Annotated in this window: 11 protein-coding genes and 4 tRNA genes; 8 read left to right on the top strand and 7 right to left on the bottom strand. The window is 64.7% G+C overall.

The genetic code is table 11. The features are described from left to right. Positions 1–36: 36 nt before the first annotated feature. The 5 genes from FFI87_RS05520 to FFI87_RS05500 all read left to right on the top strand — a co-directional run bounded on the left by FFI87_RS05520 (position 37) and on the right by FFI87_RS05500 (position 2,748). Entirely contained in the window at positions 37–696 is a 660-nt protein-coding gene (locus FFI87_RS05520) for a helix-turn-helix domain-containing protein (RefSeq protein WP_138848043.1), read from the top strand. Continuing rightward, positions 693–1,241: a GNAT family N-acetyltransferase gene (locus FFI87_RS05515; RefSeq protein WP_138848044.1), complete on the top strand. Its 549-nt coding sequence runs from the start codon at positions 693–695 to the stop codon at positions 1,239–1,241. The genes FFI87_RS05520 and FFI87_RS05515 overlap by 4 nt, the downstream gene beginning before the upstream one ends. Before the next feature lie 341 nt (positions 1,242–1,582). Next, positions 1,583–2,071, top strand: a complete 489-nt coding sequence (locus FFI87_RS05510) for a hypothetical protein (RefSeq protein ID WP_138848045.1) — start codon at positions 1,583–1,585, stop codon at positions 2,069–2,071. Between the two features lie 4 nt (positions 2,072–2,075). Beyond that, positions 2,076–2,420: a hypothetical protein gene (locus tag FFI87_RS05505; RefSeq protein ID WP_138848046.1), complete on the top strand. Its 345-nt coding sequence runs from the start codon at positions 2,076–2,078 to the stop codon at positions 2,418–2,420. Beyond that, the gene (locus tag FFI87_RS05500) at positions 2,413–2,748 is read left to right on the top strand and encodes a hypothetical protein (RefSeq protein ID WP_012363416.1); all 336 of its coding nucleotides are present in this window, start codon (positions 2,413–2,415) and stop codon (positions 2,746–2,748) included. The genes FFI87_RS05505 and FFI87_RS05500 overlap by 8 nt, the downstream gene beginning before the upstream one ends. 346 nt (positions 2,749–3,094) lie before the next feature. Here FFI87_RS05500 and FFI87_RS05495 read toward each other — a convergent pair whose 3' ends face one another. From FFI87_RS05495 to uvrC, 7 genes are all read right to left on the bottom strand, one after another. Further along, the gene (locus tag FFI87_RS05495; RefSeq protein ID WP_012363415.1) at positions 3,095–4,573 is read right to left on the bottom strand and encodes a sensor domain-containing diguanylate cyclase; all 1,479 of its coding nucleotides are present in this window, start codon (positions 4,571–4,573) and stop codon (positions 3,095–3,097) included. A gap of 241 nt (positions 4,574–4,814) precedes the next feature. After that, positions 4,815–4,888 (bottom strand) — tRNA-Cys (locus FFI87_RS05490). 100 nt (positions 4,889–4,988) lie between these two features. Then, a tRNA-Gly gene (locus FFI87_RS05485) sits at positions 4,989–5,064 on the bottom strand. Between the two features lie 50 nt (positions 5,065–5,114). After that, positions 5,115–5,190 (bottom strand) — tRNA-Gly (locus FFI87_RS05480). A 52-nt stretch (positions 5,191–5,242) separates the two neighbouring features. Next, positions 5,243–5,318 (bottom strand) — tRNA-Gly (locus FFI87_RS05475). A 141-nt stretch (positions 5,319–5,459) separates the two neighbouring features. Then, on the bottom strand, positions 5,460–6,047 hold the full coding sequence (gene pgsA, locus FFI87_RS05470) for a CDP-diacylglycerol--glycerol-3-phosphate 3-phosphatidyltransferase (protein WP_006757520.1): 588 nt from the start codon (positions 6,045–6,047) through the stop codon (positions 5,460–5,462). Between the two features lie 100 nt (positions 6,048–6,147). Next, positions 6,148–8,202: an excinuclease ABC subunit UvrC gene (gene uvrC / locus FFI87_RS05465; RefSeq protein ID WP_138848047.1), complete on the bottom strand. Its 2,055-nt coding sequence runs from the start codon at positions 8,200–8,202 to the stop codon at positions 6,148–6,150. 75 nt (positions 8,203–8,277) lie between these two features. Between uvrC and earP the strand changes: the two genes are divergently transcribed. From earP to FFI87_RS05450, 3 genes are all read left to right on the top strand, one after another. After that, positions 8,278–9,471: an elongation factor P maturation arginine rhamnosyltransferase EarP gene (earP, locus tag FFI87_RS05460; RefSeq protein ID WP_138848048.1), complete on the top strand. Its 1,194-nt coding sequence runs from the start codon at positions 8,278–8,280 to the stop codon at positions 9,469–9,471. Between the two features lie 138 nt (positions 9,472–9,609). Continuing rightward, positions 9,610–10,167: an elongation factor P gene (gene efp / locus FFI87_RS05455; RefSeq protein WP_006751871.1), complete on the top strand. Its 558-nt coding sequence runs from the start codon at positions 9,610–9,612 to the stop codon at positions 10,165–10,167. A 272-nt stretch (positions 10,168–10,439) separates the two neighbouring features. Continuing rightward, a complete protein-coding gene (locus tag FFI87_RS05450; RefSeq protein WP_138848049.1) occupies positions 10,440–11,825 on the top strand; it encodes a sigma-54-dependent transcriptional regulator in 1,386 nt (461 codons plus the stop codon). The last annotated feature ends 113 nt before the right edge of the window (positions 11,826–11,938 follow it).

Below are 11,938 nucleotides of genomic sequence, written 5' to 3'. Positions count from 1 at the left end.
ACATCGAATTCCATCTTGCTGGACAATAAATCCATCATGCCGGAATTCAACCGCCCGCCTGTCGACGAGACCGGCATCAACGAACGCATCGCCCGGCGCGTGCGGGACTTGCGCACGCTACGAGGCTACACGCTCGATGCGCTCGCCGCGCGTTCCGGCGTCAGCCGCTCGATGATCTCGCTCATCGAGCGCGCGTCGGCAAGCCCGACGGCCGTCGTACTCGACAAGCTCGCGGCGGGTCTCGGCGTGTCGCTGGCCGGTCTGTTCGGCGGCGATCGCGACGACGCGCCCGCGCAGCCGCTGGTGCGGCGCGCGCAACAGGCGGAATGGCGCGATCCGGCGTCCGGTTACGTGCGGCGCAATCTGTCGCCACCCGGCTGGCCGTCGCCGATCCAGCTCGTCGAGGTCGATTTCCCGCCCGGCGCGCGCGTCGCGTACGACTCCGGCGGGCGCGAAAGCGCACTGCATCAACAGGTGTGGGTCGTCGATGGACGCGTCGACGTCACGCTGGGCGACCAGCTTCACGAACTTCACGCCGGCGACTGTCTGGCCATGCGTCTCGATCAGCCGCTGATTTTCAGCAATCCGTCGTCGCAGGCCGCGCGCTATGTCGTCGCGATCTGCGATGTTCCCGCCGCCGCCGGCGCGCGGAGTGTGTCATCCGTTCAAAGCCGCCAGGCGCAGGAGCCCGTATGAATTCCCCGAAACAGCGTGACGACGTGCGCCTGATCGATTGCAGCGAGGCCGAGCACGCCGCGGCCATCCTCGAGATCCTGAACGATGCAATCGTGAACTCGACCGCGCTGTACGACTACCGGCCGCGGCCGCCCGAAGCGATGGTCGCGTGGTTCGCGACGAAACGCGCCAACGGCTTTCCGGTCGTCGGCGCGGTCGATGAATCGGGCACGCTGGTCGGCTTCGCGAGCTGGGGCACGTTCCGCGCGTTTCCGGCGTTCAAGTACACGGTCGAACACAGCGTCTACGTGCACCGCGACCATCGCGGCCGCGGGCTCGGGGAGCTGCTGCTGCGCGAATTGATCCGGCGTGCACGCGAAGCCGACGTGCACGTGCTCGTCGGTTGCATCGACGCCACCAACGGCGGCAGCGTCGCGCTGCATACGCGCCTCGGCTTCGTGCACTCGGGCACGATCACCGAAGCGGGCTTCAAGTTCGGCCGCTGGCTCGATGCGGCGTTCTATCAGTTGACGCTCGACACGCCCGCGCAGCCGGTGGATGACTGATCGGCATCGCCGAGCGTTCGGCGATCTCCCGCTGACGCGGACGATGCGGACGGCGCGCGCCCCGACGACACCGCCCTTGGTTCGGTGGCTCCCGCTGACGCGGGCGATGCAGACGCCCCCGCCACGACGACCACCGCCCTCGCAGCGATAACGCGATCAAGCCCGCGTTGTCGCCACGCCTCCAGGCTTTCCCTACGCGTCTCGGGCCCCGGCCCCGCACCTTCGCCCCGTGACGACGAGTGTGACGTTCGCCGCATTCTTGCGCGAGAACGGCAGCGATACGGTATTCCCCAGCGGCCGCAGCGCGGTCGCATACCGATCCATCACTCGGAGGATGCCGTATGAAAACGCCCCATGCCCTGCCGTACCATCCCGGTTCGCGACACGAAGCCGGCCTCGCGCGACGCGCGGTCCGCTACGTTGCGTGCTCGCTTGCCGCCCTTCCGCTTTTCTGCGGACAAGCGTTCGCGGCCGGCGCGTGTCCGACGCCGTTCGTGTTGAGCGGCAACACCGATCTACTGTGGAAGGAAGTCACCAACAACCAGTGGCGCAACATGCTGCCGCGCGGCTGGACCGACAATGGTTTTCACTTCTACAGCCGGGTGCGCAGCCGCGGCCCGGAGAATGGCATCAACACGCCGTCGGATCTCGAGTCCGAAATCCGCAAACAGAGTGCCGACGAGCCGGCCGGTGGCAACAACCCGAATCGCCGGGCGATCACGCTGCCAATCTTGAACAGCAAGGGCCAGCATCTGCTGGTGATTTACGACTACGACGGCAAAAGTACGTCCAAGTGCGAGCTGGTGACGTTGACGTATCCGGTGGAATAGATGCGTGAATGACGTGCTGGAAAAGGAAAAGCCCCGCCGAAGCGGGGTTTTTTCTTCCTTGGCGGGAGGCGCGAGCCGGACAGTCTTGACGCGACGATCGACCACGCGGCAACGACCGATCGCGACCTTGATGCTTCGCACGGTACAGCTTGCCTGTCGGGCTCCGGATGCAAAGCTGTCGCTCCAATGGAAGGGCTTCCGCTGTTCCCAGACGGCGGTTCATGCCCGCCTGGTGCCTGCCGAGACGACACGTTCGATCCGACGCGAAAGCGTCGCGATCACGGTTCGCGCGTCCGCAATTGGCGAGTACACTGAAAATTCAATCGCAGCAGGAGAATGTGATGATTGACGCTGGCCCTCAAAGCACTTTCCGAGGCCTGCCGCTTACGGTGGAGCAGGACGCGGAAGTGAAGCACTACATAACCGATCGAACTCGGCGCGGGCTGCCTTGGGACACGCCGGAGTTGAGCGCGATGCTCGAGGACATGCTTCATCCCCCGGGTGACGGGGACGAAGACGGGGACGGGAACGGTGATGTCGCCTCCCCGGCAGACGAAGCGCGAGCCGCCGCCGAACGTGCAGCGGCATCGATTGACGATGCGATGGATCCCATCGAGGCGAATGAGGAGTGGAACGCGGCCATGGAGTCGGAAGCCATGAAAGGGCCCCGACGATAACCTGCAGACGTCACGCCGAGGATCAAGCAGCACCTGCGTGCCTTATCGGATGACGCGCGGATACAAAGCCCTGCGCTGCCATTGTCCCCGACCCTGAGCCAAGAAATAGTCTGGTCCGGAAGTAGAGAAATTCGGCATGATGTGTCCACACGGACACCAAAGCCACGCCTTGGTCAATGCGCGTCGATTGCGAACTGGATCCACAATGGTCAGTTTGTACGCGCGGTAAGCGCGAGCCTTATCCTGCAAGACTCCCGCCCCTTGCCGTAGCAAATTTGCAGCACGCAAAAAAGCCCGCCTTCAGCGGGCTTTCGCGTTTGTGGAGCGGCAAACCGGCAATCCCTCGTCAGTCCAACGGCTGCAACGCGGCAACCCTGTTCCGGCCGATCGTTTTCGCATAGTACAGCGCCTCGTCGGCCGCCTTGATTACCGCGTCGGGCTCATTGTCCTGCTCCGGCGTCCAGCTGGCGAGGCCAATACTGGCCGTGACGCGCCCATACTCGCTGCCGGCATGTTCGAGTGCCAGTTCGTCGATTGCCGCACGAATCCGCTCGGCGATCTGGGCGGCGCCGGCCGGCGGCGTATCGGGAAGCAGCACGACGAATTCCTCCCCGCCGTAGCGCGCCGCGGTATCGACCGGCCGGCGGATGTTTTCGCCGATGCAGCGGGCGACCGCCGCCAGCGCGTCGTCCCCGGCCTGATGCCCGTAGGTGTCGTTGTAAGCCTTGAAGCGATCGACGTCCACGAACAGCAGCGAGAAGACGGAATGCGTGCGCCTGGCGCGACGCCATTCGCGATCCAGAACTTCCCCGAAACTGCGGCGATTGTTCAGGCCGGTGAGCCCGTCGGTACGCGCCAGCAGCACCAGCTCGGATTCGGCCCGCATCCGGCGGCGCAGTTGCCCGCTGAGCAGGAACGACAGCGCGATGAACGCGACGCCAAACGTCGCCACCAGTGCGCCGATCGTCACTGCGCGGTGCCGCCACGCGGCATAAACGTCCTGCTCGCCTTCTGCAACCATGATGATCAGCGGCAACTTCGGCAGGTGCTTGAAATAGTAGAGGCGACGCACACCGTCGATTGAAGCTGTCTCCGAGAATACGCCCTCCGACGCACGCTGAAATCGTCGAAAGGTCGCAGCCTTGCTGATATCGCGACCGACGATGCTGACGTTGTACGGTTGACGCATCACCATGATGCCGTCCTTGCCGATCAGCGACATCGAACCGTGCTGCCCCAGCGACAGGCCCGCAAACAGCTGGTGGAAGTACTCGAGATTGATCGCAATCAGCGCGACGCCGCCGAACGATCCGTCCGGGTTCGAGATGCGCCGAGACAGCACAATGCAGAGCATGCCAGCGCGCAAGCGCGACACGAACGGATCGCTCACATAGAGTCCAACATCGGGATTATCGCGATGCACGGTGAAGTATTTGCGATCGGCGAAATTGCCCTTGCGGGGCACGTCGTTGGCCGAATCGAGAACGATATCGCCGTTCGCATCGAGTACCAGTTGCGAACCGATGAAGGGGGCACTCATGGCATGATCGAACAGCACGCCGCGCCGCAGCGCCGGGGCTGCCGACATCACATCAGGCCGTTGCAGACCCTGAATCACCGCCTGCAACGACAGGTCGTAGAGTTCGAAGTTGCGCTCGATGTCGCGCTCGGCGATCAGACCGAGATTGCGCGAGGTTTCGCTTGCGCGCTCCAATGCGTCGTTCCGGCTCTGAAATAGCTGCAGCACGCACAGGCCCATCAGTGCGCACGCGATCACGATGCCAACCGCCACGATGACGTAGGGGGCCGCCGTACGACGATGCATGGTGTCCTCAGCGCAAAAGGAGCCGCGCCCATCGTGCGGCGCGTGGTTTCCGCATACTAAATCGGACAGGTACATTTGAACACTCGGCGCGCACCCGACCACAACCCGAACAGCAAAAAGCAACTTCGTGTCCGACCGATGACAAACCCTGTCCCACTACCCCAGGGCGACTTTCCAAGGATGAAAACGGCGCCGGAAAAAGAAAAAGCCCTGATTTCTCAGGGCTTTTTCTTTTCTTACTTGGAGGCGCGAGCCGGAGTCGAACCGGCCTAAACGGCTTTGCAGGCCGCTGCATAACCGCTTTGCTATCGCGCCAAAAGCGGACTGTCCGGATGCCGTGAAGGCAAGCGACAGATTTTTATTCGAGGACCATCAGTCCATCAAATAAAAAGGGAAGCGAGGCTTCCCCATTACCTGGAGCGGGAGACGAGTCTCGAACTCGCGACCTCAACCTTGGCAAGGTTGCGCTCTACCAACTGAGCTACTCCCGCATTGTCCTGCACCTGCAGCGCTTTGCCGTACAACACGCTGCCAGAAAATCTGGAGCGGGAGACGAGTCTCGAACTCGCGACCTCAACCTTGGCAAGGTTGCGCTCTACCAACTGAGCTACTCCCGCATATGTCCTGCATCTGCAGCGCTTTGCCGTACAACACGCTGCCAGAAAAATCTGGAGCGGGAGACGAGTCTCGAACTCGCGACCTCAACCTTGGCAAGGTTGCGCTCTACCAACTGAGCTACTCCCGCGTATTGCTGCCTACTGCTTCCGTCACACACTTACTTCGTCGTGCAGCGGAGAAGCGAGATTATGGCGAAGGCACATTCGTGTGTCAAGGGCTTTTCCAGCCCTTTTTACAAAAACCGGTGCGATGGAATGGGCACATCGTGTCACGCGCCGCCGCGCTCGCGGATCTGCGGCCATGCGAGCTTCATGTAGTACAGCATCGACCAGATCGTCAGCACCGCCGCGAGATACATCAGCCACTCGCCCCACACGCGCGTGTCGATCGTCGCGATGCCGAGGGGCAGCGGACCGTAGTACAGCAGCATCGGAATCGCGACCATCTGGCACGCGGTCTTGAACTTGCCGAGCTGGTTCACCGCGACGCTCTTCGATGCGCCGATCTGGGCCATCCACTCGCGCAGCGCCGAGATCGCGATCTCGCGACCGACGATCACCAGCGCGATCGCCGCATCGACCCGCGAAATCTGCACGAGGATCAGCAGCGCGGCCGTCACCATCAGCTTGTCCGCGACCGGATCGAGGAACGCGCCGAACGACGACGTCTGGTTCCACTTGCGGGCGAGAAACCCGTCGAACCAGTCGGTCAGCGCGGCGAGGATGAAGATCGCCGCTGCCGCGAGGTTGCGGTGCGCGCCGCCCATCACCGTGTCCGGCAGATAGAACACGCCGACGACGAGCGGAATCAGCACGATCCGGACCCACGTCAGGAAAATCGGGAAATTGAACGGCATGGCATGCGGGTCAGTAAGGGATTCGCAATTGTGCCGTGTCGACCGGCCTGCTACAAGGACGCGAGAGCGCGGGCAGGCGCGGCCGGTCGCACGGCCCGGATCAGTGAAGCTGCTTGTAGATCTGCTCGGCGAGCGCGTGCGAGATGCCCTCGACGCTCGCCAGTTCCTCGACGCTCGCGGCGACCACCCCGCGCAGCCCGCCGAACCGCGCGAGCAGCCGCTGACGCCGTTTCGCGCCGACTCCTTCGAGCTCCTCGAGCCGCGACGTCTGGCGCGCCTTCGCCCGCTTCGCGCGCATCCCGGTGATCGCAAAGCGGTGCGCCTCGTCGCGGATCTGCGCGACGAGCATCAGCGCGGCGCTCTCCTTGCCGAGTTCGAGCGGCGTGCGGCCGTCCGCGAACACGAGCGTCTCGAGGCCGACCTTGCGCCCCTCGCCCTTCGCGACGCCAACCAGCATCGATGTGTCGAGCCCAAGCTCGGTGAACACCTGCCGCGCGATCTCGACCTGTCCCTTGCCGCCGTCGATCAGCACGATGTTCGGCAACAAACTCGATGCCTCGGCCTGGCGCGTCGATTCGCCATCGATGCCGGCCGCGTCGTCGGCGGCCGCCGCCTGCGCGGCCTGCTCGACCATCTTCTCGTAGCGGCGCGTCAGCACCTGCCGCATGGCTGCGTAATCGTCGCCCGGCGTGATGCCGGTGATGTTGTAGCGACGGTACTCGCCCGACTGCATCTTGTGATGGTGGTAGACCACGCACGACGCCTGCGTCGCCTCGCCCATCGTGTGACTGATGTCGAAACACTCGATCCGCAGCATTGCGAGATCGTCGCACTCGAAGCTGAGCGTCTCCGCGAGAGCGCGCGTGCGCGCCTGCTGCGAGCCCTGCTCGGACAGCAGCCGCGCAAGCGCGAGCCGGGCATTCTGCTCAGCCATCGACAGCCATGCGCGCCGCTGCCCCTGCGGCTGCCGCACCAGCGATACCTTGTGACCGGCCTGCTCGGACAGCAGCTCGAGCAAGTCGCGGCTTGCGGGCGCATGGCTCACGACCAGCACGGGCGGCACGCGATTGCCGAGATAGTGCTGCGCGATGAACGCATCGAGCACCTCGGCCTCGACCGATGCCGACGATGCCGATGACGCCGCCGACGCCGCGTCACGCGCGGCGACAGCTTCGTCCGCGGGCTCGCCGGGCAACGCCGCGGCGGCTTCGTCCGCACCATCCGCGCCGTCGGCTTCGTCGCCGAGCCCGCCTTCGGCAAGCGTCAACGCACTTTCGACATGCGCCGGGAAATAAGCCTTGTCGCCAAGATGCCGGCCGCCGCGCACCATCGCCAGGTTCACGCACACACGGCCGCCCTGCGCGACCACCGCCAGGATGTCGACGTCGCTGTCGCTGCCGACCTCGATCGCCTGCTGGTGCAGCACCGTCGCGAGCGAACTCATCTGGTTGCGCACGGCCGCCGCCTGCTCGAACTTCAGCTCGGCCGCGAACGCGTGCATCTTCTGCTCGAGCTCCTTCATCACTTCCGACTGCCGGCCGAGCAGGAAGCGCGCGGCGTTCGACACGTCGATCGCGTAGTCGTCCGCGGAAATCGCGCCGACGCACGGCGCCGTGCAGCGCCCGATCTGATGCAGCAGGCACGGCCGCGTGCGGTTGTTGAACACGGAATCCTCGCAGGTGCGCAACTGGAAGACGCGCTGCAGGATCTGGATGCTCTCGCGCACGGCCCACGCGCTGGGGAACGGTCCGAAATACTGGTTCTGCTTGTCGACCGAGCCGCGGTAGTAGGCCATGCGCGGAAAGCGGTGCGCGGTGAGCTTCAGGTACGGATACGACTTGTCGTCGCGAAACAGGATGTTGTAGCGCGGCGCGAGCGCCTTGATCAGGTTGTTCTCGAGCAGCAGCGCCTCAGCCTCCGAGCGCGTGACGGTCGTCTCGATGCGCGCGATGCGCGTGACCATCATCGCGATGCGCGGCGACAGCTGCGTCTTCGTGAAATAGCTCGACACGCGCTTCTTCAGGTCGCGTGCCTTGCCGACGTAAAGCACGGCGCCCGCCGTGTCGTAGTAGCGGTAGACGCCCGGCATGTGCGGCAACTGGGCGAGGATCTTCTTCGGTTCGAACGGGATGTCGACGGCTTCTGGAGATGTCATGCGTGATCCGGGGGCCTTGTGGCGCGGAACGGGTCCATTAGAATCGCCAGTTTAGAGCATTCACCGCCCGCTTCGATGCCCCGCACCGCCTCCGCTTCCGCTTCCGCTTCACCGCTCGCGCCCGACGAACCGATCGCATGCGACCTCTTCTGCACCGTGATCGACAACTTCGGCGACGTCGGCGTGTGCTGGCGCCTCGCGCGCCAGCTCGCGCACGAACACGGCTGGCAGGTGCGCCTCTTCATCGACGACCTGCACACGTTCGCGCGGCTGCTGACGGGAGTCGATCCCGAGGCGGCCCGGCAGACGCTCGACGGCATCGTGGTCGAACACTGGCATGCGGAAGTCGGCGACGCGCTAGAGATCGCCGATGTCGTGATCGAGGCGTTCGCGTGCGAGCTGCCCGGCGCGTATCTCGCGGCGATGGCCAGCCGCACGCGCCGCCCCGTGTGGATCAATCTCGAATATCTGAGCGCCGAGGACTGGGTCGCCGATTTCCATTTGCGGCCGTCGCCGCATCCGCGCTACCCGTTGCTGAAGACGTTCTTCTTCCCGGGGCTGTCGGCCGGCACGGGCGGCGTGCTGAAAGAACGCGACCTCGACGCGCGCCGGACGGCCTTCGAAGCCGACGCGGCGGCGCGTGCCGCGTGGTGGCGGCAGGCGACCGGCGACGCCCCGCCGGCGCCCGGCACGACGGTCGTCAGCCTGTTCGCGTATGAAAATCCGGCCGTCGACGCGCTGCTCGCGCAGTGGCGCGACAGCCCGTCGCCCGTCGTCGCGTTCGTGCCGGCCGGTCGCGTGTCTCCGGCCGTCGCCCGCTTTTTCGGGGTCGAATCGTTCGGGGCCGGCGCACGGGGGACGAGCGGCAACCTGACCGCATACGGGCTCGCATTCGTCCCGCAGGCCGACTATGACCCTTTGCTGTGGGTGGCCGACGTCAATTTCGTGCGTGGCGAGGATTCGTTTGTCCGCGCGCAATGGGCGCGCAAGCCGTTCGTGTGGCACATCTACCCGCAGGCCGACGATGCGCACCTGCCGAAGCTCGACGCCGCGCTCGCGCACCTGTCGGCCGGCCTCGCCGACGCGCCGCGCACGGCGCTCGAGCGCTTCTGGCATGCGTGGAATGGCGTCGGCACACCCGATTGGGGCGATTTGCTCCAGCATCGTGCCGCACTCGACGCCAACGCGGCCCGCTGGGCCGATGCACTGGCGAGCGTCGGCGATCTCGCCGGAAAGCTGGCGGAATTCGCAAAATCTCAGTTAAAATAAGCGGTTATCCGACGGCTGACCACGCAAGCGCTCGCGTTCAAGGGGCGCTTGGCGCCCATCGGAACCTCCCGCTTGCGCCGTCAGCCGTTGCGCAACGCTCAAGCATCTATTTATTTGATTGGATCAGGACAGTTTTTTATGAAGACCGCACAGGAACTCCGCGTAGGCAACGTCGTGCAGATCGGCAGCGACGCATGGGTCATCGCAAAGACGGAATACAACAAGTCGGGCCGTAACGCCGCCGTCGTCAAGATGAAGATGAAGAACCTGCTGACGAACGCAGGTCAGGAATCGGTCTACAAGGCCGACGACAAGTTCGACGTCGTCATGCTCGACCGCAAGGAAGTGACGTACTCGTACTTCGCCGACCCGATGTACGTGTTCATGGACGCCGACTACAACCAGTACGAAGTCGAAGCGGAAATGATGGGCGAAGCGCTGAACTACCTCGAAGACGGCATGGCTTGCGAAGTCGTGTTCTACAACGAGAAGGCGATCTCGGTCGAACTGCCGACGATCCTGGTTCGCGAGATCACCTACACGGAACCGGCCGTCAAGGGCGACACGTCGTCGGGCAAGGTGCTGAAGAACGCCAAGCTCGCAACGGGCTTCGAACTGCAAGTGCCGCTCTTCTGCAGCACCGGCGACAAGATCGAAATCGATACGCGTACGAACGAATACCGCAGCCGCGCGTAATCGCCTGCGATTTCCGTATCGAACAAAGCGCCCCGCGGGGCGCTTTTTGTTTGCCTGCCGTCAACAGCAGCGGGCGCTCCGGCACCATAGGCAACACAAAATCCAGCACTAAAGGTATTCAATTTGTATCATCGGTAACTGTTTTATAGCGATGGAGAAATAATGCCCGTCAGGCGTGCAGCGGGGCATAAAATCAGTTTTTATTCTGACATGCGGCTGCGGCGGGCTCGACGGCCGACAGCCCGCCTCTCTTGACTCGACTCGCGTCCACCATGCCACACGCCCTGATTGTCGAAGACGATCCCAACAGTCTGTCCGGCCTGACCGCGCTGCTTGCCGCAGACGGCTTCTCGGTCGACACGGCCACGTCGCTCGCCGAGGCACGCATGGCGCTCGGCCGCTCGATTCCCGATGTCGTCCTCGTCGACCTGAACCTGCCGGACGGCAGCGGGTTCGACCTGCTCCAGCACCTGCCGCAACAGCAGCCGAACGGGTCGCTGCCGGTGATCGTGCTGACGGGCAACGCGACGGTAGAGAGCGCGATCGAAGGCCTGCGTCACGGTATCTGGGACTATCTGCTGAAGCCGATCAACATTCCGCGCCTGCGCAGCCTGCTGGCCCGGATTCCGCGGCCCTATGAACTGATCGACGAAGTGCGGACGCTGCGCGCGTCGCTGCGCCACCTCGGCCGCTTCGGCGCGCTGGTCGGCCGCAGCGAGGCGATGCAGCACGTGTACGACATGATCGAGCACAACGCGGGCACCGAAACGGCCGTGCTGTTCGCAGGCGAGGCCGGCACCGGCAAGAAGCTGGCCGCGCGCACGCTGCACGACCTGAGCCGGCGCCGCAAGGGGCCGTTCGTGTCGTTCGACTGCCGCACGATCGCGCAAGCCGGCCGTCACGGCGCGTCGCTCGACAGCATCCTGTTCGGTCATGAGCGGGGCGCGTTCGACGGCGCCGAGCGGCGCGAATCGGGCCTGTTCGAACAGGCCGGCGGCGGCACGCTGTGCCTCGACGAGATCACCGCACTGCCGCTCGTGCTGCAGGAGGCGCTGCTGCATGCGCTCGACTCGCAGAACTTCATGCGGATCGGCGGCACGAGCTCGATCGCGAGCGACTTCCGGCTGATCGCGACCACGCGGCGCCCGGCCCGCGACGCGGTCGCCAACGGCATGCTGCGCGAGGATCTGTGGCTGCGCCTCGATGCGGCATCGATCACGATGCCGCCGCTGCGCGAGCGCGACGGCGATGCGCTCGCCATCGCGGATTCCCTCATCGACGAACTGAACCGCGACGCGCGCGCCACCGGCCGCGGCACGACCGACAAGCGCGCGGCGCAGGGCTTCGTGCGCGAATGCCTGTCCTACGAATGGCCCGGCAACGTGCGCGAACTGCAGGAGCGCGTGCGCTTTGCCTATGACGCGTCCGGCGACTTCATCGAGACGCTGCGCGCGGGCGAAGCGAGCTTCGCGGCCGGCGCCGCACTGAACGGCAGCAGCGTGCAGATCAAGGTCGGCACCCCGCTGTCCGACGTCGAGGATCTCTTGATCCGCGCAACGCTCGATGCGGTCGGCGGCACGCGCCATCGCGCGGCGACGCTGCTCGGCATCAGTCCCAAGACGCTGTACAACAAGCTGCAGCGGATGAAGGTCAACTGACCGGGCCGCCGTTGTCCGGGGGCGCCGGCAGGAGTTGACGGTTAGTTGCGTAAAGACGTATCGCTCCGCGCTTCACATCCCGATGAAAAAAGCCGCGCCAATGCGCGGCTTTT

Source organism: Burkholderia sp. KBS0801 (assembly GCF_005937855.2).
Lineage (GTDB): Bacteria > Pseudomonadota > Gammaproteobacteria > Burkholderiales > Burkholderiaceae > Burkholderia > Burkholderia ambifaria.
The sequence above is the reverse complement of the archived record's forward strand: the minus strand, read 5'-3'. Positions and strand labels throughout refer to the sequence as shown.